The sequence below is a fragment of the Sphingobium sp. ZW T5_29 genome (assembly GCF_044987515.1).
Lineage (GTDB): Bacteria > Pseudomonadota > Alphaproteobacteria > Sphingomonadales > Sphingomonadaceae > Sphingobium.
This window is the reverse complement of record NZ_JBJDRM010000003.1, coordinates 243,596-268,379: the sequence shown is the minus strand read 5'-3', so window position 1 is coordinate 268,379 and position 24,784 is coordinate 243,596. Positions and strand designations below refer to the sequence as shown.

Sequence of the window (24,784 nt, the reverse complement as noted above, 5' to 3'; positions counted from 1 at the left end):
CGGAGCCGCCGCCCACATGTCCCTTCATCATACTAACAATGTCAAAGAACCGACAACTTAAGAGGGACAGCCATTCTTCCTCGAAACTTGGTCCGAGGGAGGGGCGTCCCGTTTATGTTGGCGACCGTCTGTTTCGCTGCTCAGTGGCGGCGTCCCGTCCGGTGAGAGGCCATCTAGGGTAGGCTTCCTGAACCGTCAAACACTTTTTGCACTTTTGTTTCAGAATTTTTTGGGGGTTAGGCGATACAGGCTAAGCGACCGCCACACGGGGCATAGGAAGAAGAACCGAATGAATTTGCAGGATGCTGACGCGAACGACGCTGGTTTCGGCGCGCGCATAAAGAGCGCCCTGCTATGGCGTTCGGGGAGCCAGATCGTATCGCAAATGATCAGCTGGGTGGTGACGCTGGTGGTCATTCGCCTGCTCGATCCGGCCGATTATGGCCTGTTCGCCATGACCCAGGTGATCCTGAACTTCGCCACCTTCCTTAATGGCTATGGGCTGGTGAGCGCGCTCGTTCAGTCAGACACGCTCGATTCGCACCGGTTGCGGCAGGCATTCGGGATGATGTTGCTGCTGAACGGCGGGCTGGCCGTGGCCCAGTTGCTGATCGCTCCCGTCGCGGCGGACTATTATGATCAGCCGCTGGTCGCCGATTTGCTGCGGGTGCAGGCGCTGCTCTACCTTACCACCCCATTCATCTCGATCCCCGAAGCATTGATGGGCCGGGCGCTGGATTTCCGGCGGCCAGCGGTCGTCAACCTGATCGCGGCCGCGGCTTCGGCCGCCGTCGCCCTGACCGGAGCCTTGCTGGGATGGGGCGTGTGGACATTGGTGTTCGCGCCGATGGCGGGGTTCTGGGTCAAGGCCGTGGGCTATGTGCTGGCGACCGGCTTCCGACCGATTCCCAGTTTCGACTTTCGTGGCACGGGCGCGATGGTCACCTATGGGGCATCGCTGCTGGGCGGACAGCTATTCTGGATCGTGCAGAGCCAGGCGGACATATTCATCGGCGGGCGGATGCTCGATCCCCATGAGCTTGGCCTCTATGCCGAGGCATTGTTCCTGACCCAGATATTCGTGTCGAAATTCATCCCCCCACTGAATGATGTCGCCTTTCCCGCCTATGCGCGAATGCAGAAGGACCCTGGCCGAATCGCATGGTCCTTTTGCAAGGCGGTGCGGCTGCTGCTGCTGATTTCCTGCCCCGTCTATCTGGGCATGGCAGTGACGGCAGTGCCCTTGGTCGAGACGCTGTTCGGTGAAAAATGGCTGCCAATGGCGCCCTTTGTCGCGATTCTTGCTCTCGCGATGCCGTTCATGACCCTGCAGGTGATGTTCGCGCCAGTGAGCAATGCGCTGGGCCGTCCGGGTTTAACCGCCCGAATCGCGGCAGTGGGCGCGGTGCTGATGCCAGCGGCGTTTCTGATCGGCATCCAGTTCGGTGCGATCGGCCTTGCCTGGGCATGGCTGTGCAGCTTTCCCCTGCTGACTGCTGTCACCGCAAAGCTGGCGGGCGGGCCAATGGGGCTGAGATTGAGCGATCTGGTGCGAGCGGCCGCGCCGGGCCTGGGCTGTTCGATATTGATGGCGGGCGCCGTGATGGCGGTCGATTCGATGCTTCCGCCCCTCCCCTCCATCGCGCGTCTTGGCCTGTTGGTCCCGACGGGCGCGGTTGCCTTCCTGGCCGCACTGACGCTGTGCGCGCGCGGCACATTGATGGAATTGGTTGCGCTGGTGATCAGGCGAACGCCACCGGCCACCGCCGCGGCGTGAAAGGTCAGGCGGACTGGATGTAATTGCGAAGCGCGTCGGCGTCCGCTTCAATGCTGTCGATACGGAATTTGACGAGATCGCCGATCGAAACCAGCCCGATCAGCTGGCCATCGACCACCACGGGCAGGTGCCGAACCCGCCTCTTGGTCATCAGCGACAGACAGTGGATGACGGGCGTCTTTTCATCCGTGGTGATTGCCGGGGCGGTCATGATGTCGCCCACCCGACGGTCCAGCGCCGCCGCACCGTCACGTGCGACATGGTGGAGCAGGTCGCGTTCCGAAAAAATGCCCAAGACCTTGCCATCATCCACCACCGGCACGCAGCCGATCCGCTTTTCCGAAAGCAGCCGCACCGCCGAAAGCACGCTTTCCTGGGAACCGACCTGAATGACTTCGCGTCCCTTGCCCTGCAAAATCGCGCTGATCGTCATGGCCCCATCTCCTCGTCTTACGGACATCATGCCCCCGTGACTTGATGATCCCACTTTCAGTCCCCAAAGAAAAGGGATGAGAGAAAAGAAGGCCCTCGACGACCCGCGAATCGCGACGGCGGCATGGACGCGCTTTCGCAGGATCATGCGATGGATGGCGCTGGGCGGTGCGGTCTGCGTCGGGCTGGCCTTGGCCGTATTGCGGATGTGGCACGGGCCGATGCCGCTGCACATGATTCTGGCGACGATCCTGGGCGTATGGTTGACTTTCATGCTGGGCACCGGACTGATGGCGCTGACATTCCTGTCCAGCGGGACCGGCCATGACCAACAGGTCATCGACCCGATGAAAGACGAGGTATCCATTGATGACTGAAGACAAGGGCGAGGTAGTGCTGCGGGTCGTGCCGCACCTTAGCCAGATCAACACGAACGGCCATATTTTTGGCGGATGGATATTGGGCCAGATGGATATCGCCGGTGGCATTGTCGCGGGCAGGATCGCCGATGGCGCAGTGGCGACCGTCGCCATCGAAAGCATGAAATTCATATCGCCCATGTTGGTGGGGGACATTGTATCCGTTTACGCGCGGGAGGAGCGGCGTGGGCGCACCTCCGTCGGTGTACGGGTCGATGTCATCGCGACCAGGGGCAGCGAACAGCAACAGATTGACCTTACCAGCGGTCTGTTCACCTTTGTCGCGCTGGATGAAAATCACCGGCCCCGTCCGCTGCCGTCGAGATGACCCTGGCATCGATCATCTGAACGATTGCCTGTCACGAGTACGGGAACGGCAGGACCCATGAAAAAAGGGACGGCGCATTGCGTGCCGTCCCTTTTTTCTTTCCGCCTGCGCAGACCGAAGCGTTATTCAGCCGCTTCCGCCGCAGGGCGTGCCCGGCGGGTCCGCTTGCGCGGTGCTTCCTCGGCAGCTTCAGCATCATTGTCGGCGCGAGCGATCGACGGCGGCAACACAGCGACGTCGAGTCCTTCCTCAGCGCCGGATTGCGTCGCGTCCACCTTGCGCGGACGACCGCGCCGGGGACGAGGCGCTTCGGCTTCGACCTGGGGTGCCGGTGCGTTTTCGATTCCAGGGGCTTCTGGCGCTACGGCCTCCTGCCCAGCCCGATCATCTGCGTTGGCGTAGACTGGCCGCTCGCGACGACCACGATCCCGGCGGTTCTGGTGATCGCGATCGTCCCGTTGATCCCGCTGCTGATCGCGCGGCTGTTCACGGCGGCGTTCACCTTCGAACGAACGTTCGCCCTGAGGCTGTTCGGAACGGCCTTCCTCGCCCGCATATTCCGACGTGTCGAAATCATCACCGTCATAATCGAGATTTTCATCGGGACGGCGGAAACGCTGCTGCGGCTGCTGTTCTTCCTGTCGGGCGCGATTGTCGGCCAAAACGCGGAAATAGTGGTCCGCGAACTGCAGATAATATTCCGCGTTCACCCGATCACCGACCATTTGAGCGTCGCGCGCCATATTCTTGTATTTTTCAAGAAGCTGGGTCGCGTTACCGCGGGCGCGGTTGTCGATACGATTGCCGCTGTCGCCACCACCCCGGTTGCCGCCGCTGGGACGACCATTATTGTTCCGGCCGCGATTACGGCGACCGGCCTGCCTGTTATTGATCAAGAGCTGGTCCTTGCGTTCACTTTGCCATCATTCACTGAAAACACTGTCCAGTAGCCATCCTAAAGCACCGCCTGCTCATCAGGCCGGTAGGGCTCCGCAAGACAGAGGCCGCAAGACAGCCCTTGTCTTTCATGCTGCCAGAGGCGTCTGCGCAGCAGCGCCATCGTGACTTTGAAGGAGCGGGTAAACGGCCTCTTCCAGTCGCGGCCCCAACAGGGCTGATCCTCAGGATAGTGCCGTCCCTGCGTCTCATGTAGTGGGTCCGCGCCGATAAACCAAGCGATTTCACTCAACCCGGCCGCAATTTCATTCATCAGCCAGTGCTGCCATAGCGAGTCGCGATCAGGCAGCGGCTATGGCCTGCCAGATCACGGCGCACGGCGACACCAAGCCCTTGATTTGAAAGCAATGTGGACACGCTCTCGCGCTGGTCATGGCCGATCTCGATCACCGCGACCCCGCCTTCCGCCAGCAGGCCCGGCAGGATGGGTGCGATCCTTCTGTAATCGTCCAGCCCCTCCGGCCCCGCGAACAGCGCACCGCTCGGTTCGCGCAGCACATCGCCGAACAGGGGTTCGTCCTGCGCGATATAAGGCGGGTTGATGAGGATGAGGTCAAACCTGTCCGTCACCCCTTCCGCCCAGTCCCCTTGCTGGAAAACCGCCCGGTCGGCCATGCCCAGCCGGTCGGCATTGCCGCGCGCGACCGCCAGCGCCGCGGGCGAGATGTCCACGCCCCGGCCCTGCGCCGCTGGCCACTGGTCCAGCGCGGCCAGCAACAGCGCGCCCGACCCGGCGCCCAGGTCAAGGATGCGCTGCGGCGAACGCACGCCGAAATGTGCAATCGCAGCCTCGATCAATGTCTCGCTGTCGGGGCGCGGGATCAGGACATCGGGCGTCACATGGACGCTGATCGTCCAGAAATCCCGCACGCCGGTAATATAGGCGACAGGTTCACCGGCCAGGCGGCGATCCACCAAGTCTGCAAAACCGGGCGGCACCGTCAGGTCATGCTGGTCCAGCAGCAACATGTTGCGGGGGATGTCCAGCGCGTGGGCCAGCAGCAATTCTGCATCCAGGCGAGCGGTCGGGCTGACCGGCTGCAAGACAAGCGCCGCATCCCGAAGCGCCTGCGCAACGCTCACCCAATACCCTCCAACTGGGCGATCCGCGCGGCCTCATCCTGGGCCACCAGCGCGTCGATGACTTCGGCAAGGCCGGGGCCTTCCAATATTTCAGGCAGGCGGTGAAGCGTCAGGTTGATGCGATGGTCGGTGACGCGGCCTTGCGGAAAATTATAGGTGCGAATGCGCTCGGACCGGTCGCCCGATCCCACCATCGCCTTGCGCGCGCCCGCCTGCTCGCTCTGCGTGCGTTCACGTTCCGCTTCATACAGGCGTGCGCGAAGCACCTGCATCGCCTTCGCCTTGTTCTTGTGCTGGGATCGTTCATCCTGCTGGGTGACGACGATGCCGCTGGGCAAATGGGTGATCCGCACCGCGCTGTCGGTGGTGTTCACATGCTGCCCGCCCGCGCCCGACGCGCGGTAGATGTCGATCTTGAGGTCGCTGTCGGCGATCTGGACATCGACTTCTTCCGGTTCGGGCAGCACCGCCACCGTCGCGGCGGACGTATGGATGCGGCCCCCGCTTTCGGTCACCGGCACGCGCTGGACGCGATGGACGCCGCTTTCGAACTTGAACCTGGCGAAGACGCCCGTGCCCGTAACGCTGGCCACGACTTCCTTGAAGCCGCCGACTTCAGCCGCATTGGCGGAGATCATCTCGACCTTCCACCCCTGCGCGTCGGCATAGCGTTGATACATGCGAAAAAGGTCGCCCGCGAACAGCGCGGCTTCGTCGCCACCCGTCCCTGCCCGGATTTCCAGCATGGCCGGGCGCGCGTCGGCGGAATCCCTGGGCAACAACTGGAGCGCAAGGGCGCGTTCCGCTTCCGGCAGCTGACCCTTGATCAGCCGCATTTCGTCCTGCGCCATTTCGCGCATCGCGGCGTCGGCGTCGGCATCTTCACCGCCTGCCATATATTCGAGCGCCTTCAACTCCTGCCGTAGTCGCCGCACTTCATGCGCCGCCCGCGCTACCGGCTCAATTTCGGCATATTCCTTCGACAGCCGCACGAATTCCTCCGGCGGCAGGTCCGCGCGCGTCATCGACGCCTGCACTTCATCCCGGCGCGCCTCGATCTGCGCGATGCGTTCGGCGGAAATGTGCATCAGAGAGCCGTGAACTTTTCGATCAAACGATCAAGGGCCACCGCCTCCTGCTGGCCCGATTGAAGATCCCGCACAGCCGCCTCGCCCCGTGCCAGTTCGTCATCCCCCAGGATGATGGCGAAAGCTGCACCCGATGCATTGGCCCGCTGCATCCGCTTTTTCATGTTGCCGCGATAGCCCATGTCGCAAGCCAGACCGGCGCGACGCAGGTCGGCGATGATCCCGACCGCCTTCGCCTCAGCCGCATCGCCCATCGGGATCACGGCAATCGCGGGGGCCACGAGTTCCGGCGCATCAGTCAACATCGCCAGCCGTTCGATCCCCGCCGCCCAGCCGACCGCGGGCGTCGAAGGACCGCCCAGATTTTCGATCAGCCCATCATAGCGGCCACCGCCCAGAACCGTGCCCTGCGCACCCAGCCGGTCGGTGATGAACTCGAAAGCGGTGTGGCGGTAATAATCAAGGCCGCGCACCAGCCGGGCGTTGCGTTCCCACGCCACGCCTGCCGCATCCAGGCCCGCCGTCACCTTTTCAAAAAAGCCGCGCGCCTCATCGGTCAGATAGGCGTCGATGTCTGGGGCGCTGTCGGCCACCGGGCGGTCGCGTGGATCCTTGCTGTCCAGAATGCGCAGCGGATTGCGGTGAAGACGATCGATGCTTTCTTCCGAAAGCTGGTCGCGATGCGATTCGAAATGCGCGATGAGCGCGGCGCGCCACGCTTCGCGGCTTTCCCCATCGCCCAGCGTGTTGAGGTGCAGCGTGACGCCTTCCGACACGCCCAGTTCGCGCAGCAGTTGGTCGGCAAAGACCAGCAATTCGATATCGGCACCCGGCTCACCCGAGCCGATAATTTCCGCATCGAGCTGGTGAAACTGGCGGAAGCGGCCCTTTTGCGGGCGCTCATAACGGAATAGCGGGCCGTGGGTCGCGACCTTTAGCGGCGCATATTGCTGCCAGCCTTCGGTGATGTAGGCGCGGGCAATGCCGGCCGTGAATTCGGGGCGCAGCGTGATGCTGTCGCCGCCGCGATCATCGAAGGTGTACATTTCCTTCGACACGACATCGGTGCTTTCGCCGAGCGACCGCGCGAACACAGCTGTCGATTCGAAGACCGGCACTTCCACCCGGTGAAAGCCATAGAGGCTTCGCACCCGGTCAAAGGTCGCCACGACATGCGCGAAGCGTTCCTGGAACGCTTGCGCCGTGCCCCCCAGCATGTCCTGCGTGCCGCGCACCGCATTGGGTGTCTTTGGGCGCGGGTTTTCGATTTTCGCCATGGGAATGCGCCTTTAGCGGCAAAGAAGGGCTAAGGAAACGCGCTTTTTCAACGCATCATTTTACAACTCTTCTTCGGGGTGGACGTGGACTACTTCGCTCGTCATGCTGACTTCATAAGGCGTTCCAGCCTCATCCTTTTTTGGAGACAGCCATGATCCGCAGCCTTGCTGCCGCCCTTCTGCTTTCCACCGCCATCGCCAGCCCGCTTGTCGCCCAGGATGCCGTAAGGTCAAAGCCGGTCGCCCTGCCGGTCAATGACGCAAGTCCGGCGCCGCGCGACATTCCTTATCCCGGCGGCACCATCAGGCTGGAGGTTGACGCAAGCGATACGACCCAGCGCATCTTCCGCGTGAAGGAATATATCCCCGTCGTTTCGAGCGGCCCGATGACGCTGCTGATGCCCCAATGGCTGCCAGGCAATCACGCGCCCCGCGGGCAGATCGAAAAGATCAGCGGCGTAACCTTTACCGTGGATGGCAAGCCGCTCAGCTGGAAGCGTGATCCGCTCAACGTGTACGGCTTTGTGATCGATGTGCCGCAGGGCGCGCGCGAAGTCGTGGCGTCGTTCCAGTTCCTGTCCGCCACTCAGCCCAATCAGGGCCGCGTGGTGGTGACGCCCAAGATGTTGAACATTCAGTGGGAATCGGTTTCGCTCTACCCTGCGGGCTATTACACGCGGCAGATCCCGATCCAGGCGACCGTGACCTATCCCGACGGATGGCAGGCCGCGACCGCCCTGCGTGGCAGGCAAAGCGGATCGACGGTCACCTATGACCCGATCGATTATGAAGCGCTGCAGGATTCGCCGGTCTTCGCCGGGCGTTATTTCAAGCCAGTGGACCTGGGCCACAATGTCACGCTGAACATCGTTGCCGACGATGCGGACGAGTTGGACGCCAAGCCTGACCAGATCGCGAAACACAAGAAACTGGTGGATGAGGCGCAGGCGCTGTTCGGCACGTTTCATTTCGACCATTATGATTTCCTGTTCGCCATCACCGACGAGATGGGGGGCATCGGCCTGGAACATCACCGATCTTCGGAAAATCAGGTTGAGCCGGGCTATTTCAAGAAATGGAGCGAGAGCGCGGCGCTGCTGGACCGCAATCTGTTGCCGCATGAATTCGTCCATAGCTGGGACGGCAAATTCCGCCGCCCGGACCTGCTATGGACGCCCGACTTCAACGTGCCGATGCAGGACAATCTGCTGTGGGTCTATGAAGGGCAGACGCAATTCTGGGGCTATGTGCTGGGCGCGCGATCGGGCCTGTTCACCAAGCAGGAAACGCTGGACGCCTATGCCCATATCGCCGCCAAGCTGGACACCACGCGGGGGCGCGAATGGCGGCCGATGGAGGACACCACTCATGACCCCATCATTTCCGCCCGTCGGCCCAAGGGGTGGTCCAGCTGGCAGCGGTCGGAGGATTATTATAATGAAGGGCTGATGATCTGGCTGGAAGCCGACGCGATCATCCGCCGCCAGACCAGGGGCGCAAAGGGCCTGGACGATTTTGCCAAGGCGTTTTTCGGCATCAATCCCGGCGACTGGGGCCAGGTCGTCTATAACCGCGCGGACGTCATCAAGACGCTGAATATCATCGCCCCATCCTATGACTGGGCTGGATTTTTTGCCCGATATGTCGACGGCACGACACAGGAAACGCCCAAGGGCGGCTTTGCCATGGGCGGCTACCAGCTCGTCTATGGCGACACGCCCAACGCCTTTACCAAGGCGGCCGAGGGCAAGAATGTAGATCAAAGTTTCGGCGTCGGCCTGATCGTGAAGGGCGATGGGGAAATTTCGAACGTCGTCTGGGACAGCGCGGCGTTCAAGGCGGGACTGGTGACTGGGGCGAAGATCGTCGCGATCAATGGCGATGAATATTCGAGCGATATCTTCAAGGCTGCGCTGAAAGCCGGAAAGCCGATGCAGATCATCCTCCGCCAGGACAAATACTATCGCACTTTGACGCTCGCTTATTCCGGCGGGCTGCGCTATCCGCGCCTCGCAAAAATAGGAGAGGGTGAAGGCAGCCTCGACCGGCTGCTAAAACCAAGGACATAATCACCCGCAACGCGAACGTGCATCAAAAGGCTTGAAGTCCATGAATATCGAACTGATTCCGGTCGGCGACGATCCGCCCAACAGCCTGAACGTCATCATCGAGGTGCCGATTGGCGGCGAGCCTGTGAAATATGAGTTCGACAAGGCGTCGGGCGCACTGTTCGTTGACCGCATCCTCCATACGCCGATGCGCTATCCGGCCAATTACGGCTTTGTGCCGCACACCCTGTCGCCCGATGGCGATCCGCTGGACGCGTTGGTCATCGCCCGTTCGCCCTTCGTCCCCGGATCGGTCGTGCGCGCTCGTCCGATTGCAGTGCTTAACCTGGAAGATGAAGCCGGCGGCGACGAAAAGCTGGTCTGCGTTCCCGATAACAAGACCTTCCCCTATTATAGCGACGTCGATGAAAAGGACGATCTGCCCGGTATCGTGATGGAGCAGATCGAACATTTCTTCACCCACTATAAGGATCTGGAAAAGCAGAAGTGGGTGCGCATCGGCACCTGGGGCGGCGCTGAAGATGCAAAGCGCATCACGCTGGAAGCGATCGAGCGCTACAAGGCCGACAAAAAGGCCGCGTAAGCCAACCGATCCACGTTAGAAAAAGAGCCGCGCCGGGATGACCTGCGCGGCCTTTTTTGTTGTCCTTATAAATGATTCCGCCGCGTCAGCCTGCGACAAGCCGGATCGAGGCGCTGGAGACCCAACCGCTAAGGCAAGGCCCGTCATAAGGCTGCTTGCGATCTACCGGCCCGGACACGCCGCAATCCACATCGCCAGACGCTGCCTCGCCGGAATCTGGCTGGGATGGGGGCGGCGCCACGACCACGCCAAGCCATCTTTGGTCGATGCTGCGGGTGCAGACATGGGCGCGCGAACCTTCTCCCAAGCGCCCGATCTCCTGCGCTTCGGTAAAAGGCGCCGCCCGCAGGGCAAGGCCGGACGGGCCGACGCGGACGACCTGCCCCATCGCACCGCAGGCGTCCAGACGCGGCCCGTCTTCGCCGATCGTCACGGGGCGCGTGATCCTGGCTTCCAGCCGGGTTTCGGGCATGGCGTCCCGCGGCGCTCCAGCGATTGAGCTGTTGGGCAACTGCTCCAGCACGTCGCTGCTGTCGGAACAGGCGCAAAGGAGGAAGATCAAGGACAGGACGCTGCGCATATCCAGCGTGATAGCCCCTGGCCGGGCGGGGCGAAAGCCGCCATGTTTCGCTTTAGTTTCGCGGCCCAATTCCCTATATGCCCGCCATGAGCGAGGAAAGTCAAAACAGCCCGAACAACAACGCCTATGGCGCCGACAGCATCAAGGTCCTGAAAGGCCTGGACGCGGTGCGCAAGCGGCCCGGCATGTATATCGGCGATACCGATGACGGATCGGGCCTGCACCACATGGTGTTCGAGGTTTCCGACAATGCAATCGACGAGGCGCTGGCCGGACATTGCGACCGCATTCTGATCACGCTGAACCCGGACGGTTCCGTCAGCGTCGAAGATAATGGGCGCGGCATCCCGACCGGCATCCACACGGAAGAAGGCGTATCGGCGGCAGAGGTCATCATGACCCAGCTGCACGCGGGCGGTAAGTTCGAGAATACGTCGGACGACAATGCCTATAAGGTGTCGGGCGGCCTGCACGGCGTGGGCGTCAGCGTGGTGAATGCGCTTTCCGAATTTCTGGACCTCAACATCTGGCGGGATGGCAAGGAGCATTATATGCGCTTTGCCTACGGAGATGCGGTGGCCCCTCTCAAGATCATCGGCGACGCCCCTGAAGGCAAGAAGGGCACGCGCGTCACCTTCCTTCCTTCGACCGAAAAAGTGCCCGGCGACGGCGGCACCTTCAAAAATCACACTGAGTTTGATTTCGAAAAGCTGGAGCACCGCTATCGCGAGCTGGCTTTCCTCAATTCGGGTGTGCGGCTGTTCCTGGCCGATGCACGGCATGAGGAAAAGAAGGAGGTCGAGCTGTTCTATGAAGGCGGCATTGCGGCCTTCGTCAAATATCTTGATCGCAACAAGACGCCGCTGATGCCCGATCCGATTGCCATCTCGGGCAGTCGCGACGATGTGACCATCGATGTCGCGCTGGAATGGAACGATTCCTATTATGAGAATGTCCTCTGCTTCACGAACAATATTCCCCAGCGCGATGGCGGCACCCACCTTGCTGCCTTCCGCGCGGCGCTGACCCGCACGCTCAACAATTATGCCGACAAGTCGGGCATGCTGAAGAAGGAAAAGGTGACCCTGACCGGGGAAGACATGCGCGAGGGGCTGACCGCCATCGTGTCGGTCAAGCTGCCTGATCCCAAATTCTCCTCACAGACCAAGGACAAGCTGGTCTCTTCCGAAGTACGCCAGCCGCTGGAAAGCCTGATGGCCGACAAGATGGCGGAATGGCTGGAAGAAAATCCCGGCCATGGCAAGATGATCATCCAGAAGGTGATCGACGCCGCCGCCGCCCGCGAAGCTGCAAAGAAGGCGCGCGAGCTGACCCGGCGCAAGGGCGTGATGGACATCGCCTCCCTGCCCGGCAAGCTGGCCGACTGTCAGGAACGCGACCCCGCCAAGTCCGAACTGTTCCTGGTCGAAGGCGATTCGGCAGGCGGGTCGGCCAAGCAAGGCCGCAACCGGCACAATCAGGCGATCCTGCCCTTGAAGGGCAAGATCCTGAACGTCGAGCGCGCACGGTTCGACCGGATGCTGTCGTCGAAGGAAGTCGGCACGCTCATCCAGGCGATGGGAACCGGAATTCGCGACGATTTCAATCTGGAAAAGCTGCGCTACCACAAGATCGTCATCATGACCGACGCCGACGTCGACGGCGCGCATATCCGCACGCTGCTGCTGACCTTCTTCTATCGCCAGATGCCGCAGATCATCGAGGCCGGACACCTCTACATCGCCCAGCCGCCGCTCTACAAGGCGACGCGCGGGCGGTCGGAAGTCTATCTGAAGAACGAAGCGGCGCTGGAGCAATATCTGATCGACAACGGCGTCGAATCGATGGCGCTGGAAACGAGTGAGGGCCGCCGCTCCGGCGAAGATTTGCGCCACCTGATCGAACATGGCCGCCGCATCCGCGCGGTGATGCGTTACGTGCCACGCCGCTATGATCCGGCGATCATCGAAGCGCTGGCCGTCAATGGCGCACTCGACCCCGAACTTGGCAATGACGCGCAGGCGGAACGCCTGACCGAAACGGTCAAGTGGATGGGCACGCAGGATGAGGAAGGGCGCTGGAGCGGCCGGATCGCCGAAGAAGGCGGATTCCATTTCGAACGGCTGTGGCGTGGCGTCACCGATCATCACATGATCGAGCATGGCTTCATCGGATCGGCGGAAGCGCGCAAGTTGCACAGTATCGCGGCGGAAGAAGCGGGCAGTTACCGCACGCCGAGCCGACTGGTGACCGCCAAGTCGGCACAGGCCGCTGACGAGGCTGGCGACGACGAACTGCCCGTCGCGACCAAGGGATCGACGCTGGTCACCCGTCCGAGCGAATTGCTGGAGGCGGTGCTTGCCGCTGGGCGTAAGGGCCTGGCGATCCAGCGCTACAAGGGTCTGGGCGAAATGAACGCCGAACAGCTGTGGGAAACCACGCTGGACCCCGACAACCGATCCATGCTGCGGGTGGAGGTCGAACAGGCGGACGTCGCCGACGAAATCTTCACGCGCCTGATGGGCGATGTGGTCGAACCCCGGCGCGAGTTCATTCAGGACAACGCCCTGAACGTCGCCAATCTGGACGTATGATCCTGGCGTCCCCCTCACGCCTCGCCAATGGTGGCGGCATCAGGGGGGCGGCCATCCTTGCCATGCTGTTGCTGACCGCATGCGGTTCCGAACCGGCTCAGATCAACGCGGTGCGCGGGGATAATTCCAGCGCGCCGGTGGCCAACACAGCTATTGTGAACCAGACTGTTGGCAATGAGCAGCAGCAGGGTGAAACGGCTCAGGGCGATGGGAAGCCCGTCCCTGCCCCTGATCCCAAAGTGCCGCAGCCGGAACGCTATCGTGCGCTGGGCACCGAGCCTTTCTGGGCCGTGACGGTGAAGGGAACGACCGCGATCCTGGAACGGCCGGACAAGCAGCCAGCCTCCTTCGCCGTTTCGCGGACCGATGAGAGTCGTTCTCTCCGCTTTCAGGGCAACGGGTTCACCATGACGGTGACGGACGGACCGTGCAGCGATGGGATGAGCGACGCCATCTGGTCCGATCAGGTTTCAGTCGCATTTGGCGAAGGAACGCTGAAGGGCTGCGGCGGTGATCGGCAGGACCCTGACGACGCCCAGTTCTAATCCGGGCGCATGGCCTGCGCGATCAGTGCTTCCGCTTCGATCAACAACGCATCCTCGGCAGCGGCCTGCGCCACCTGTTCCCGGCCAATGATGATGAGGACCGGCACGGCAAGCGGACTTACCCTGTCCAATGCGACATGCAGCATGGTCGCACTGGCCCGGTCGATCAGGTCGCCCAGCCGTCCCACATCGGTCATCCGCGCCCGCGCATCGGCCCAGGCGGCCTTTAGCAGCATATGTCCAGGCTCATATTTGCGCAGCACGTCATAGATGAGGTCGGTCGAAAAAGTGACCTGCCGCCCCGTCTTGCGCTTGCCGGGATGTTGCCGCTCGATCAGGCCAGATATCACCGCGACATCGCGGAAGGCTCGCTTCAGAAGGCTGGACTGTTCGACCCAGTCAATGAACTCATGGTCCAATATGTCGGCGGAAAACAGGCTTTGCGGGTCAGTGACCGGCTTCATCCCATAAATGGCAAGCGCATAGTCATTCGAAACGAAGCCCAGCGGCATCAGTCCCTGGGCATCCATGCGGCGGGTCAGCAGCATGCCGAGCGACTGGTGCGCATTCCAGCCTTCGAAACTGTAGCAGACCAGATAATGCCGCCCTTCATGGGGGAATGTTTCGACCAGCAACTGCCCCGGCTGTGGCAATGCCGACCGATATTTCTGCATTTCCAGCCATTCGCGGACATCTTCGGGGAAACGATGCCATTCTTCCGGTTCAGCGAGGAAATGCCGGACCCGGTCGGCCAGCCGCGTCGACATTGCCATGCGCGTGCCGCCCCAACTGGGGATGCGCGCCTGTTTGGCGGTAGCGCGGACGACCAGGTCGGTCAGTTCGATCCGCACCACTTCCAGCGCCATGCCCGAAAAGAAGAAGCTGTCGCCCTGTCGCAGCGTCGCGGCAAAGCTCTCCTCCACGGTGCCGAGCTTGCGACCGTTTGCAAAGCGCACATTCAGCGCCGGCTGGTCGACGATGATCCCTGCATTCAGCCGATGCTGCTGGACGAATCGCGGGTGAGACACACGCCACGTCCCGTCATCTTCCTGAGTCAGCCGCTTGAACCGGTCATAGGCGCGCAGGGCATAGCCCCCGCCCTCGATAAAATGCAGGACATTGACGAAGGCGTCATCCGTCAGCGCACTATAGGGCGTGGAAGACCGGATTTCGCGAAGCAGATCTTCCTGTCGAAAGGGCGCGGCGCAAGCCAGCCCCATCACATGCTGGGCCAACACATCCAGGCTGCCCGCGCGGAAATCATCGGCGTCCCTCTCCCCTTCCTCCACCGCGTCCAGCGCCGCCCGCGCCTCCAGATATTCAAAGCGGTTGCCCGGAATCAGGATCGCCTCGCTCGACATGTCGAGCCGGTGATTGGCGCGGCCGATCCGCTGGAGCAGGCGCGAGCTGCCTTTGGGCGCGCCCATCTGGATGACGCAATCCACATTGCCCCAGTCCACGCCCAGGTCGAGCGAGGCGGTGGCGACCAGCCCGCGCAGCTTGCCCGCCGCCATCGCGCTTTCCACCTTGCGTCGCGCATCGATGGAAAGGCTGCCATGATGAATCGCGATCGGCAGGTTCGCTTCATTGGCGGACCAGAGTTCCTGAAAGATCAGTTCGGCAAGCCCGCGAGTGTTGCAGAATATCAGGGTGGTCGCGCGCCGCTCAATCTCGGCCATCACCTGCTTTGCTGCATATTTGCCGGAGTGCCCCGACCAGGGGATTCGCCCTTCCGGGATCAGGATTGCAACATTGGGATCGGCGCCAGCTTCGCCCATGACCGGCGCGACGGCGTTGATGTCGCCGTCGGGCGCAAGCCAGGCGCGATAGGCATCGACATCCGCAACGGTGGCGGACAGGGCCACGCGCCGCAGCCCCGGATTGATCGCCTGCAGGCGGGACAGCGACAGGTTGAGAAGGTCGCCACGCTTCTGGCTGGCGAAGGCGTGAACTTCATCGATGATGACCGTTTTCAAGCCTGAGAACAGCAGAAAACTGTCGGGATAGCTGAGCAACAGCGACAGCGATTCAGGCGTCGTCAGCAATATCTGCGGCGGTCGCGCGCGTTGGCGCGCTTTCCTGTCGGATGGGGTATCCCCCGTCCGGGTTTCCACCTGAATCGGCAGCCCCATTTCCTCAATCGGGGTCAGCAGATTACGGCGCACATCGACGGCCAGCGCCTTGAGCGGCGAAACATAGAGGGTGTGAAGCCCATCAACCGGCGCATCGATCAGGTCGGTGATGGTCGGCAGGAATCCCGCCAGCGTCTTGCCCGCCCCAGTGGGCGCGACCAGCAACGCATGATCGCCAGCGCGTGCTGCGGCGAGCATATCGATCTGATGGCGGCGCGGAGTCCAGCCGCGGGAGGCGAACCAATGCTCCAGCGGCAAGGGCAGGCTAGACGTCATGGCCAGGATGTAGGGCGGCGAAGCGCGGCTGTCATCGGTGGCCCGATTATCCTTTGGCAATATAAGTTTGTCTCAGCGGAATAAAGTCACCGCGCCTCTGGCCCCTCGCCCGTCCGAAGCGTTACACTTGCGGGGTGCAGGCGCAGCCGACGCCCCGAAAGATCGCAGGAGAAACAGATGACCGGCGAAACCGAAGCCGACCTGACCGGCGCAGAGCCAACCCGCAACCGGCGTCGGCCCAAACAGTCGATCATGGAGATTGACGGTCGCAAGCTGAAACCCGCAACAATGATGATGGGCCATGGCTATGATCCCAGCCTGTCCGAAGGATCGCTGAAGCCGCCGATATTCCTCACATCCACCTTTGCCTTTGAAAGCGCGGCGGCGGGCAAGCGGCATTTCGAAGGCGTGACGGGCATCCGTCCGGGGCGCGCGGAAGGGTTGGTTTACTCACGCTTCAACGGCCCCAACCAGGAAATCGCCGAAGACCGGCTGGCGATATGGGAGGAGGCAGAGGACGCGCTGCTCTTTTCCAGCGGCATGTCGGCAATCGCGACCACCCTTTTGGCGCTCGTTCAGCCGGGTGACGTGATCGTCCATTCCGCGCCCCTCTACGCAGCAACCGAATCGCTGATCGGGCGGATATTGGGCAAGTTCGGGGTGCAATGGCTGGACTTCCCCGCCGCCGCGACCGGGGATGAGATTGGCGAGGTGATGGCACGGGCAAAGGCGCTTGGCCGGGTCGCCCTTATCTATCTGGAAAGCCCGGCTAATCCGACCAACGTTCTGGTCGACCTGGATGCTGTCGTCGCACTGCGCGACCAGATGTTCGGCGGCGAAGCGCATGTGCCGCCAATCGCAATCGACAACACATTCCTGGGGCCGCTGTGGCACCATCCGATTGCGCATGGGGCTGACCTCGTCATCTACAGCCTTACCAAATATGCAGGCGGGCATAGCGACCTGGTCGCGGGCGGCGTGCTGGGGTCCAACGCGCTCATCAACGGCATCCGCATGATGCGCAACACGATCGGCACGATATTGGACCCGCACAGCGCATGGATGCTGTTGCGCAGCCTGGAGACGCTGGAGCTGCGGATGAGCCGGGCGGGAGAAAATGCCGCAAAGGTCTGCGCATGGCTCAAGGACCAGCCGCAGGTCGAAAAGGTCGGCTATCTTGGCTTCCCGGACAATGACCGGCAGGCCGATGTCTATCGGCGTCATTGCACCGGCGCGGGATCGACCTTCTCCTTATATCTGAAGGGAGGAGAAGCCGAAGCCTTCGCCTTTCTCGACGCGCTGAAGATCGCAAAGCTGGCGGTCAGCTTGGGTGGGACCGAAACACTGGCGAGCCATCCGGCGGCGATGACCCATTTGTCAGTGCCCACAGAGCGCAAGAAGGCGCTGGCGATCAGCGACAATATGGTGCGCATCTCCATTGGCTGCGAGGATGCGGACGATCTCATCGCCGATTTTTCCCAAGCGCTGCGGGCGATTGGGTGAATGGCGGCCAGGCGGCTTGGACCGGACGGGGATCAGTTCCAGTCGACCCGCGTCCAGCCGCGCTGCGCCGCGAGTTTCGCCAACGGCTTGTGCGGATTGGACGCGAAGGCAATGTCCGCGAATTCCAGCATCGGCGCGTCGGACACATGGTCGGAATAGGCCCGGATGTGCGCCATCGAACGGTCGATCGCCTCCGCCGCCATCCACGCCTTGATCATGCGCAGCTTTCCCGTGTCGTAGCAATTTTCGCCCGCGATCCTGGCGCGGACATAGCGCAGATCCTGGCTCAGATGATCCGTGGCGATGACCGCGTCAAAACCCAAGCGCCGGGCAATCGGTTCGACATAAAGGCGATAGGATGCGGTGGCCAGCACCAGCGTGCACCCCGCTGCCTTGTCCCCGGCGATCTGCGCCAGCGCTCCGGCGCGGACGTTCGTGGCCACGACCTTAGCAGCATAGCTTTCGACATGGGGCATCAACCTGGCACGTTCGACATTATAGCCGATCATCAACGCCTGATTGAGTTCCTTCAAACGCTGCCGCGAAATCAGCTTCAACACATAGGCGAGCATCAGCAGGATCACGCAGGGGAACAGGACCAGCCGCCATGGCGCAAGCCGACGGGCCACGTGAATCAGGAAGCCGGTGTAGGTGCCGGTGAACGTCACCGTGCGGTCCATGTCATATATCGCAATTCGATGCGTCATGCCGTTTCCGAAACTTTTTGCCCTTGCCCGTCGTTCTGCCTTGCGGATGGGCCGTTTCGGCTTGCCGTGCAACCGATAATGGACCACTAAATCCGCTTGATGAATAATGTCGCCGATCTTGTGGAAGAACCGCGCGATGGCGGTGCTATCGTACGGCTTTCAGGCCATTTATCGATTGCCTGCCTGCACGATCTGCCCGCCCGACTGGACGCGCTGGCCGGTCCGGTTGCGGCAATCGACGTTTCCGATGTGCACCACATGGACACAATCGGCGCCTGGACCATCCATCGCACGGCCAAGCGGCTGGACTGTGAAATTGTCGGCGGCAACAAGGACTCGCTTCGCCTGATCGAAACGGTCGGAAAGCTGGATGAACCCGTCAGCGTACGCCCCGCCTATGTGACACCATGGCAGCGTGTCGTCGGACAGATCGGTGAAGCCACGATCAATGCGGGAGCGACGCTGCTGGGCCTGCTGGGCTTTTTCGGCAGCACATTGGTCGCAAGCTGGAACGTCATTCGGCACCCAAGCCGTTTTCGCCTGAACGCCGTCGTCCAACGCTTTGAAGTGGTCGGCGTCTCGGCGCTGGGCATCATCGGCCTCATGAGCTTCCTGATCGGCATCGTCATTGCGCAGCAAGGATCGGTGCAGCTGCGGCAGTTCGGCATGGAAATGCTGACCATCAACCTGGTGGGTCGACTGACCTTTCGCGAACTGGGCGTGCTGATGACCGCCATCATGGTCGCAGGGCGATCCGGTTCCGCCTTTGCCGCCCAGCTTGGCACCATGAAGCTGACCGAGGAAGTGGACGCGATGCGCACCATCGGCGTTTCGCCGATGGAGGCGCTGGTGCTGCCGCGCACCTTGGCCGTGGTTGTCATGATGCCGCTGCTCGGCTTTTATGCATCGATCATGGCGGTCATCGGCGGCGGGTTCCTGTGCGCCGTGTCACTGGAAATACCGCCAATCACCTTCATCCAGCGGCTGCGGGAAGTCGTGCCAATCACCGACCTGTGGGTGGGCTTGATCAAGGCTCCCGTCTTTGGCGTCATCATTGCGCTGGCGGGCTGTTTCCAAGGCATGCAGGTCAAGGGCAATGCCGAAGAAGTGGGGATGCGCACGACATCGGCGGTGGTGCAGGCGATCTTCCTCGTCATCGTCATCGACGCCTTTTTCGCGGTCTTCTTCACCTGGCTGGGCTGGAACTGATGGCGCCGGAAGAGGAAATCGTCGCCGAAGAAGCGCGGGTCGACGAAGCCGTCAAACGCGACAGCACCGCCATTTCCGTGCGTGGCCTCAAGAACAGCTTTGGCGACCAGGTCGTGCACCAGGGGCTCGACCTCGACGTCCGCAAGGGCGAAATATTGGGCGTCGTTGGGGGATCGGGCACGGGCAAGTCCGTGCTGATGCGGTCCATCATCGGCCTGCAGACGCCCGATGAAGGCGAAGTGCATGTCTTTGGCGAATCAATGATCGGTCGGCTGGACGATGAGGCGCTGGCAATCCGCAAACGGTGGGGCGTGCTGTTTCAGGGGGGCGCACTTTTCTCCACGCTCACTGTGGCGGAAAATGTCGAAGTGCCGATCCGCGAATATTATCCCAATATCGGCGCGCAGCTGCGTGACGAGATCGCGGCCTACAAGATTCGCATGACCGGACTCCCCGCCGAAGCCGGACCAAAATATCCAGCCGAATTGTCGGGTGGCATGAAGAAGCGGGCGGGTCTGGCCCGCGCCCTGGCGCTGGATCCTGACCTGCTGTTCCTGGACGAACCGACGGCGGGACTGGACCCGATCGGTGCGGCGGCGTTCGACGAACAGACGCGAAAGCTGCAGCAGACACTGGGTCTTACCGTCTTTCTCATCACGCACGACCTGGACACGCTTTTTTCAATCTGCGACCGGGTGGCGGTGCTGGCCGACGGAAAGGTCATTGCCGTGGGCACGATAGACGAACTGCTGGCCACCGATCACCCGTGGATTCAGGAATATTTCAACGGTCCGCGCGGCCGCGCGGCGACAGCAGCAGTGGCGCGCGAAAGCGGCAAGCGGGCTGAACACCCATCGGACGGAAGGCAATAGGATATGGAAACCCGATCCAACCATGTGCTGGTGGGCACGGTCACGCTGCTGCTGCTGGCGGCCATTATGATCGCCGCCTTCTGGTTTTCGCGCCTGTCCGAGGGCGATAACAAGGAATATGACATCTTCTTCAAACAGTCGGTGAATGGCCTCGCGAAGGGGTCGAGCGTCAATTATTCCGGCGTGCCATCCGGTCAGGTTGAGCGCATCGAATTGTGGAAGCGCGACCCCAGCTTCGTCAAAGTCCGCATTTCCGTCAAAGAAGGCACCCCGGTGCTGCAGGGCACCACCGCAACCATTGCCGGCGTGGGCTTTACCGGTGTCAGTGAAATCGTGCTCGACGGCGCGGTCAAGGGCGCGCCGCCCATCATCTGCCCGGAACAAAATTTGCTGGCCGCCTGCCCCGATGGCGTGCCGGTGATTCCGACCAAGCCAGGCGCGTTGGGCGAACTGCTCAACAATGCGCCGCAACTGCTGGAACGGCTTTCGACCCTGACTGAACGGCTGACCGAACTGCTGAACGACAAGAATCAGCAGTCCATCGCTGGCATTCTGGCCAATGTGGAGCGGCTGTCCGCCTCCCTGGCCGACCGCAGCCCCGAAATCGCGGCGACGCTTGCCGAAGCCCGCATCGCGGTGCAGCGGACTGGCATTGCTGCGGAACAGATCGGTCAGCTGGCCGCGACCACCGACAGCTTGCTGAATGACGAAGGCCGCCCGCTGATGGCGGACCTGCGCAAGAGCGTGCAGTCGGCCACGCGCAGCATCGATACGCTGGACAAGACCATCGCCGAAGCCCAACCCGGTGTGCGCGCGTTCAGCAACCAGACCATGCCGGAAGTGAACCAGTTGGTGCGCGACCTGCGTGAAATGTCGCGCGCTTTCCGTGGCGTCGCCGAAAAGCTCGATCAGCAGGGCGCGGGGTCGATCGTCGGATCGCCCAAATTGCCCGATTATAAGCCATGAGAGGGACCCACATGATGTTCCACAAGAAACAAGCCGCCATGTCGGCAGCCCTCGCGCTCATCCTGACGTTGCCCGGCTGCATATCGATTGGCGGAAAGCCGCCTGCCCAGTTGCTGTCCCTTGATGCAGCCCAGAAGGTCGCGCCAGGCACAGTGCGCAGCGCCGCGTCGGGGACCAGCATAACAGTCGCCGATCCGGAAGCGCCCAAGCTGCTGGACACCGTGCGCGTGCCGGTGCGGACCACGCCCACGTCTCTCGCTTATGTCACCGATGTGCAGTGGGCGGACACGCCGCGCCATTTGTTCCAGCGGCTTTTGTCGGAAACTATCGCCGCGACCAGCAATCGAATCGTGCTCGATCCTGGGCAATATTCGGCTGATGCGGGTCAGCGGCTGATGGGGGAGTTGGTGGAATTTGGCCTGGACGAAGCCAGCAACAGCGCGATCGTTACTTTCGATGCGATCCTGGCAGGGCCAGGCGGCACCGCCATCACGCGCCAGCGCTTCACCGCCAGCGTCCCCGTAGGCGCGAAGATCACGGCCACCAGCGTCGGCGCGCCTTTGAACAGCGCCGCCAACAAGGTGGCGACCGATGTCGCTGCCTGGCTGGCGGCTTCAGGTCGCTAAAAAAGCGGTAGGCCAGATGACATCGGATCATCTGGCCCCACTATGTTTTCAGCCCTTGTAGATCAGCGGCTCAACGTTCGGGTCGCAGCAAGCCTGTGGTTTGCTCCTTGCTCAATCAAGGCTTTTGCTCGCTTGCTCAGTCACGTCCCTTGATAGGCCGGGCTGAGCCAGGATGCGCTGCAGTTCGGCCCGCATCAAACCGGCACGCTCTTCATCGAAACGACGCCAGCGCCCCAGTGGCGGCACCAGACGAGCGGCCGTCTGCGGATTGATCTTGTCGAGAGCGATGATGCAGTCGGCAACCAGGCGGTAGCCCTTGCCGGATCGATGGTGAAAGGCCCACTGATTGCCCGCAAAAGCGCCATAGAGCGACCGGATCCGATTGGGATTGGTCAACGTGAAGTCAGGATGACGGCCCAGTTCCTCTACCAGGTCAACAGTATCGGGATGAAGGGCAAAGGCCTGTGTCTGGAACCATTTGTCCAAAGTCAGCGCATCATCCCGGTAGCGATTGTAGAAAATATCAAGGGCGGCTTCCCGCTCCGCGCTGGTCCCGTTCGCCAATATGGCCAGCGCCGCCTGCCGCTCCGTCATATTGTCCGCATCGCTGAACTGGGAAAAGGCGACCGTGGGGCCCTCCTCCATGCCTGAAGCGCAAAGGTAAAGGAGTGCGGTGTTGCGCAGCTTGCGGGCGCCCTTCGCCGCGGCGGACAATGAAAAGCTGTTTGACTGGGTTCTGCAATGGATATCGCGCCATAGCGGCTCCAGTTCAGCCCCGATCCGGCGCTGGAGGGCATCACGAGCGGAATGGATAGCATCGGGATCGACCATGGCCAGTTGGTCGCCAATATAGGCCTCGCTCGGCAGGCGAATAGCCTCTGCTATGAACGCATCGTCCAGCGCGGGATCGGTCGCGGTGTTCCGAATCGCGGCAACCACTGCGGCTTCATCAACGATCTGCCCGCCAATCCGGCCTACGAGCACATTCACCATCAGTTGCTGCATCGCTTCATATCGGGCGAAGGGATCGTCGTCGTGCGCGGATAGAAAGGCCAGATCGGCCTGGGTGCGATCCGTTTCGATCACCACCGGCGCTGAAAAGCCGCGATTGATCGACAGCAGCGGCGGCGTGGCGAAGTCATTAAAGGCAAAGCTCTGGCGCGCTTCCGTCAGCATCAGCAACTCGTCGCCCCGGCTTTCGCCGGTTTCCCGATCGAACAGCGCGATGCGCAACGGAATGGCCATCGGCTGCTTGTTTGATTGGCCGGGCGTCGGGGGCACGGTCTGCTCCAGCACCAGTTCGGCCGTCCGGCTCTCCGGGTCATGGGTTAGCAAGGCCCGCACGCGAGGCGTTCCTGCTTGCTCATACCAGCGGCGGAACTGGGTAAGGTCTATCCCTCCTCCATCTTCCATCGCCCGGACAAAATCTTCACAGGTCGCCGCCTGCCCGTCATGCCTTTCAAAATATAGGTCCGAGCCCGACCGAAACCGTTCTGGCCCCAACATCAGGGCCATCATGCGGATCAGTTCGGCGCCCTTATTATAGATGGTCGCGGTGTAGAAGTTACTGATTTCCATGTAGGATTCGGGGCGCACGGGGTGGGCCAGAGGTCCTGAGTCCTCCTGAAACTGCGCAGCTCTCAACACGCGGACATCTTCAATCCGCTTGACCGCAGCGCTGCCCATGTCGGCGGAAAAATCCTGATCGCGAAAGACGGTGAAGCCCTCCTTCAAGGAAAGCTGGAACCAATCGCGACAGGTGACACGATTGCCCGACCAGTTGTGAAAATATTCATGCGCGACCACGCCCTCGACACCGTCATAGTCGATGTCAGTCGCCGTATCGGGATCGGCCAGAATATAGCGTGAATTGAATATGTTAAGCCCCTTGTTCTCCATCGCGCCGAAGTTGAAATCGGCAACGGCGACGATATTGAACACGTCCAGATCATATTCGCGCCCATAAACCCGCTCATCCCAGGCCATGCTGTTCTTCAACGCTTGCATGGCATGGGCGGTTTTAGGCAGATCGCCTTCCTTGACCCATATGCCCAGCTTCACGGTGCGCCCGCCCATCGTGACAAAGCTGTCAACGTTGCACGCCAGGTCCCCGGCGACCAACGCGAACAGATAACAGGGCTTTGGGTAGGGGTCAGTCCACAATGCCCAGTGGCGCCCGCCCGGCAGATTGCCCTTTTCGACCGGATCGCCATTCGCCAGCAAGATTGGATAAAGGGCTTGATCCGCTTCCAGCCGGACGGAGTAACGGGAAAGAACATCCGGGCGGTCGGGGAAGAACGTGATCCGACGAAAGCCTTCGGCTTCGCACTGGGTGCATAGCAGACCGCCGCTGGCGTAAAGTCCCATCAGCTTGCTATTCTTCTCCGGCGCGAGTTCGACCAGCGTTTCAACCTCATGCGCGGCCCCGAAAAGCGGGATGACGAGCGCGCCCCCTTCCATGAACCACTGGTCTGCCGTGAGAAGGTGACCGTCGACCTTCACTTCAATCGCTGTGAGTTCATCTCCGTCCAGCTTCAGCGGCCGATCATGCTCCCCGTTGCGGCGCACGGTCAAAACGGAACGAACCTGCGTATGCAGAGGGTCCAGAGAAAGGAAAAGCGCAATGTCCGGGACCAGCCAATCAGGCGGGCGATAGTCCTGACGGTGGACGATCAGGGGCGCGGTTCCAGCGGAAGATTGCATGTCAGCCATGCGGACAAGCTAGGCACTGACCGCGAAAAAGGCCAGTGGGACAGGCGAT

The 24,784-nt window shown here is 61.8% G+C and carries 21 protein-coding genes; 12 read left to right on the top strand and 9 right to left on the bottom strand.

Annotated features, from left to right (window positions below; all coding sequences use genetic code 11):
* The first annotated feature begins 289 nt into the window (after nt 1-289).
* On the top strand, nt 290-1,777 hold the full coding sequence (locus ACI3KQ_RS03850; RefSeq protein ID WP_404954961.1) for a lipopolysaccharide biosynthesis protein: 1,488 nt from the start codon (nt 290-292) through the stop codon (nt 1,775-1,777).
* A gap of 4 nt (nt 1,778-1,781) precedes the next feature.
* On the opposite strand, the gene ACI3KQ_RS03845 is transcribed toward ACI3KQ_RS03850, so the two are convergent.
* Complete coding sequence (locus ACI3KQ_RS03845; protein WP_404954959.1) at nt 1,782-2,210, bottom strand: CBS domain-containing protein; 429 nt, start codon at nt 2,208-2,210, stop codon at nt 1,782-1,784.
* A 76-nt stretch (nt 2,211-2,286) separates the two neighbouring features.
* Here ACI3KQ_RS03845 and ACI3KQ_RS03840 point away from each other — a divergent pair, with 76 nt between their 5' ends.
* Both ACI3KQ_RS03840 and ACI3KQ_RS03835 read left to right on the top strand, forming a co-directional pair.
* Nucleotides 2,287-2,586 carry a hypothetical protein gene (locus ACI3KQ_RS03840; protein WP_404954957.1) on the top strand — a complete coding sequence of 100 codons (300 nt, stop codon included), beginning with the start codon at nt 2,287-2,289 and terminating at the stop codon, nt 2,584-2,586.
* Nucleotides 2,579-2,956: an acyl-CoA thioesterase gene (locus ACI3KQ_RS03835; RefSeq protein ID WP_404954955.1), complete on the top strand. Its 378-nt coding sequence runs from the start codon at nt 2,579-2,581 to the stop codon at nt 2,954-2,956. The genes ACI3KQ_RS03840 and ACI3KQ_RS03835 overlap by 8 nt, the downstream gene beginning before the upstream one ends.
* A gap of 122 nt (nt 2,957-3,078) precedes the next feature.
* Here ACI3KQ_RS03835 and ACI3KQ_RS03830 read toward each other — a convergent pair whose 3' ends face one another.
* The 4 genes from ACI3KQ_RS03830 to hisS all read right to left on the bottom strand — a co-directional run bounded on the left by ACI3KQ_RS03830 (nt 3,079) and on the right by hisS (nt 7,361).
* Entirely contained in the window at nt 3,079-3,852 is a 774-nt protein-coding gene (locus tag ACI3KQ_RS03830; protein WP_404954953.1) for a DUF4167 domain-containing protein, read from the bottom strand.
* 313 nt (nt 3,853-4,165) lie between these two features.
* Nucleotides 4,166-4,996, bottom strand: a complete 831-nt coding sequence (gene prmC, locus ACI3KQ_RS03825) for a peptide chain release factor N(5)-glutamine methyltransferase (RefSeq protein WP_404954951.1) — start codon at nt 4,994-4,996, stop codon at nt 4,166-4,168.
* Nucleotides 4,993-6,084 (bottom strand): peptide chain release factor 1, encoded by a 1,092-nt coding sequence (gene prfA, locus ACI3KQ_RS03820; protein ID WP_404954949.1) that lies wholly within the window; start codon nt 6,082-6,084, stop codon nt 4,993-4,995. Before prfA ends, prmC begins: the two co-directional genes overlap by 4 nt.
* A complete protein-coding gene (hisS, locus tag ACI3KQ_RS03815) occupies nt 6,084-7,361 on the bottom strand; it encodes a histidine--tRNA ligase (RefSeq protein ID WP_404954947.1) in 1,278 nt (425 codons plus the stop codon). The genes prfA and hisS overlap by 1 nt, the downstream gene beginning before the upstream one ends.
* 152 nt (nt 7,362-7,513) lie before the next feature.
* On the opposite strand from hisS, the gene ACI3KQ_RS03810 reads away from it, so the two are divergent.
* Both ACI3KQ_RS03810 and ppa read left to right on the top strand, forming a co-directional pair.
* Nucleotides 7,514-9,430 carry a M61 family metallopeptidase gene (locus tag ACI3KQ_RS03810; protein ID WP_404954945.1) on the top strand — a complete coding sequence of 639 codons (1,917 nt, stop codon included), beginning with the start codon at nt 7,514-7,516 and terminating at the stop codon, nt 9,428-9,430.
* A 40-nt stretch (nt 9,431-9,470) separates the two neighbouring features.
* A complete protein-coding gene (ppa, locus tag ACI3KQ_RS03805; RefSeq protein ID WP_404954943.1) occupies nt 9,471-10,013 on the top strand; it encodes an inorganic diphosphatase in 543 nt (180 codons plus the stop codon).
* A gap of 85 nt (nt 10,014-10,098) precedes the next feature.
* Here ppa and ACI3KQ_RS03800 read toward each other — a convergent pair whose 3' ends face one another.
* The gene (locus tag ACI3KQ_RS03800) at nt 10,099-10,593 is read right to left on the bottom strand and encodes a hypothetical protein (protein ID WP_404954980.1); all 495 of its coding nucleotides are present in this window, start codon (nt 10,591-10,593) and stop codon (nt 10,099-10,101) included.
* Nucleotides 10,594-10,679: 86 nt separating this feature from the next.
* Here ACI3KQ_RS03800 and gyrB point away from each other — a divergent pair, with 86 nt between their 5' ends.
* Both gyrB and ACI3KQ_RS03790 read left to right on the top strand, forming a co-directional pair.
* A complete protein-coding gene (gene gyrB, locus ACI3KQ_RS03795) occupies nt 10,680-13,187 on the top strand; it encodes a DNA topoisomerase (ATP-hydrolyzing) subunit B (RefSeq protein WP_404954941.1) in 2,508 nt (835 codons plus the stop codon).
* Nucleotides 13,184-13,732 (top strand): COG3650 family protein, encoded by a 549-nt coding sequence (locus tag ACI3KQ_RS03790; protein ID WP_404954938.1) that lies wholly within the window; start codon nt 13,184-13,186, stop codon nt 13,730-13,732. Before gyrB ends, ACI3KQ_RS03790 begins: the two co-directional genes overlap by 4 nt.
* Here ACI3KQ_RS03790 and ACI3KQ_RS03785 read toward each other — a convergent pair.
* Nucleotides 13,729-16,140, bottom strand: a complete 2,412-nt coding sequence (locus ACI3KQ_RS03785; protein WP_404954978.1) for a ligase-associated DNA damage response DEXH box helicase — start codon at nt 16,138-16,140, stop codon at nt 13,729-13,731. The two genes, ACI3KQ_RS03790 and ACI3KQ_RS03785, sit on opposite strands and share 4 nt — an antisense overlap.
* A 177-nt stretch (nt 16,141-16,317) precedes the next feature.
* Between ACI3KQ_RS03785 and ACI3KQ_RS03780 the strand changes: the two genes are divergently transcribed.
* Nucleotides 16,318-17,643, top strand: a complete 1,326-nt coding sequence (locus tag ACI3KQ_RS03780; protein ID WP_404954936.1) for a cystathionine gamma-synthase family protein — start codon at nt 16,318-16,320, stop codon at nt 17,641-17,643.
* A gap of 32 nt (nt 17,644-17,675) precedes the next feature.
* Here the strand turns inward: ACI3KQ_RS03780 and ACI3KQ_RS03775 are convergent, their stop codons facing one another.
* Nucleotides 17,676-18,350, bottom strand: a complete 675-nt coding sequence (locus ACI3KQ_RS03775; RefSeq protein ID WP_404954934.1) for an HAD family hydrolase — start codon at nt 18,348-18,350, stop codon at nt 17,676-17,678.
* 99 nt (nt 18,351-18,449) lie between these two features.
* Between ACI3KQ_RS03775 and ACI3KQ_RS03770 the strand changes: the two genes are divergently transcribed.
* From ACI3KQ_RS03770 to ACI3KQ_RS03755, 4 genes are read left to right on the top strand one after another with little or no spacing between them, the layout of a single operon-like run.
* Entirely contained in the window at nt 18,450-19,559 is a 1,110-nt protein-coding gene (locus tag ACI3KQ_RS03770) for an MlaE family lipid ABC transporter permease subunit (protein WP_404954976.1), read from the top strand.
* Nucleotides 19,559-20,431: an ABC transporter ATP-binding protein gene (locus tag ACI3KQ_RS03765; protein WP_404954933.1), complete on the top strand. Its 873-nt coding sequence runs from the start codon at nt 19,559-19,561 to the stop codon at nt 20,429-20,431. Before ACI3KQ_RS03770 ends, ACI3KQ_RS03765 begins: the two co-directional genes overlap by 1 nt.
* 3 nt (nt 20,432-20,434) lie before the next feature.
* Nucleotides 20,435-21,397 (top strand): MlaD family protein, encoded by a 963-nt coding sequence (locus tag ACI3KQ_RS03760; RefSeq protein ID WP_404954931.1) that lies wholly within the window; start codon nt 20,435-20,437, stop codon nt 21,395-21,397.
* 11 nt (nt 21,398-21,408) lie between these two features.
* Nucleotides 21,409-22,023, top strand: a complete 615-nt coding sequence (locus ACI3KQ_RS03755) for an ABC-type transport auxiliary lipoprotein family protein (RefSeq protein ID WP_404954929.1) — start codon at nt 21,409-21,411, stop codon at nt 22,021-22,023.
* A gap of 111 nt (nt 22,024-22,134) precedes the next feature.
* Here the strand turns inward: ACI3KQ_RS03755 and pepN are convergent, their stop codons facing one another.
* Entirely contained in the window at nt 22,135-24,735 is a 2,601-nt protein-coding gene (gene pepN / locus ACI3KQ_RS03750; RefSeq protein ID WP_404954927.1) for an aminopeptidase N, read from the bottom strand.
* Between the last annotated feature and the right edge of the window lie 49 nt (nt 24,736-24,784).

What these genes read in the sequence shown, in the direction of transcription:
- ACI3KQ_RS03765 (WP_404954933.1), top strand. Translation starts at nt 19,559, where the DNA reads ATGGCGCCGGAAGAGGAAATCGTCGCCGAAGAAGCGCGGGTCGACGAA.
- ACI3KQ_RS03755 (WP_404954929.1), top strand. Translation starts at nt 21,409, where the DNA reads ATGATGTTCCACAAGAAACAAGCCGCCATGTCGGCAGCCCTCGCGCTC.
- ACI3KQ_RS03835 (WP_404954955.1), top strand. Translation starts at nt 2,579, where the DNA reads ATGACTGAAGACAAGGGCGAGGTAGTGCTGCGGGTCGTGCCGCACCTT.
- ACI3KQ_RS03770 (WP_404954976.1), top strand. Translation starts at nt 18,450, where the DNA reads ATGAATAATGTCGCCGATCTTGTGGAAGAACCGCGCGATGGCGGTGCT.
- prfA (WP_404954949.1), bottom strand. Translation starts at nt 6,084, where the DNA reads ATGCACATTTCCGCCGAACGCATCGCGCAGATCGAGGCGCGCCGGGAT.
- ACI3KQ_RS03790 (WP_404954938.1), top strand. Translation starts at nt 13,184, where the DNA reads ATGATCCTGGCGTCCCCCTCACGCCTCGCCAATGGTGGCGGCATCAGG.
- ACI3KQ_RS03785 (WP_404954978.1), bottom strand. Translation starts at nt 16,140, where the DNA reads ATGACGTCTAGCCTGCCCTTGCCGCTGGAGCATTGGTTCGCCTCCCGC.
- gyrB (WP_404954941.1), top strand. Translation starts at nt 10,680, where the DNA reads ATGAGCGAGGAAAGTCAAAACAGCCCGAACAACAACGCCTATGGCGCC.
- hisS (WP_404954947.1), bottom strand. Translation starts at nt 7,361, where the DNA reads ATGGCGAAAATCGAAAACCCGCGCCCAAAGACACCCAATGCGGTGCGC.
- ACI3KQ_RS03810 (WP_404954945.1), top strand. Translation starts at nt 7,514, where the DNA reads ATGATCCGCAGCCTTGCTGCCGCCCTTCTGCTTTCCACCGCCATCGCC.
- ACI3KQ_RS03850 (WP_404954961.1), top strand. Translation starts at nt 290, where the DNA reads ATGAATTTGCAGGATGCTGACGCGAACGACGCTGGTTTCGGCGCGCGC.
- ACI3KQ_RS03780 (WP_404954936.1), top strand. Translation starts at nt 16,318, where the DNA reads ATGACCGGCGAAACCGAAGCCGACCTGACCGGCGCAGAGCCAACCCGC.
- ACI3KQ_RS03760 (WP_404954931.1), top strand. Translation starts at nt 20,435, where the DNA reads ATGGAAACCCGATCCAACCATGTGCTGGTGGGCACGGTCACGCTGCTG.
- ACI3KQ_RS03775 (WP_404954934.1), bottom strand. Translation starts at nt 18,350, where the DNA reads ATGACGCATCGAATTGCGATATATGACATGGACCGCACGGTGACGTTC.
- ACI3KQ_RS03800 (WP_404954980.1), bottom strand. Translation starts at nt 10,593, where the DNA reads ATGCGCAGCGTCCTGTCCTTGATCTTCCTCCTTTGCGCCTGTTCCGAC.
- ACI3KQ_RS03840 (WP_404954957.1), top strand. Translation starts at nt 2,287, where the DNA reads ATGAGAGAAAAGAAGGCCCTCGACGACCCGCGAATCGCGACGGCGGCA.
- ACI3KQ_RS03845 (WP_404954959.1), bottom strand. Translation starts at nt 2,210, where the DNA reads ATGACGATCAGCGCGATTTTGCAGGGCAAGGGACGCGAAGTCATTCAG.
- pepN (WP_404954927.1), bottom strand. Translation starts at nt 24,735, where the DNA reads ATGGCTGACATGCAATCTTCCGCTGGAACCGCGCCCCTGATCGTCCAC.
- ppa (WP_404954943.1), top strand. Translation starts at nt 9,471, where the DNA reads ATGAATATCGAACTGATTCCGGTCGGCGACGATCCGCCCAACAGCCTG.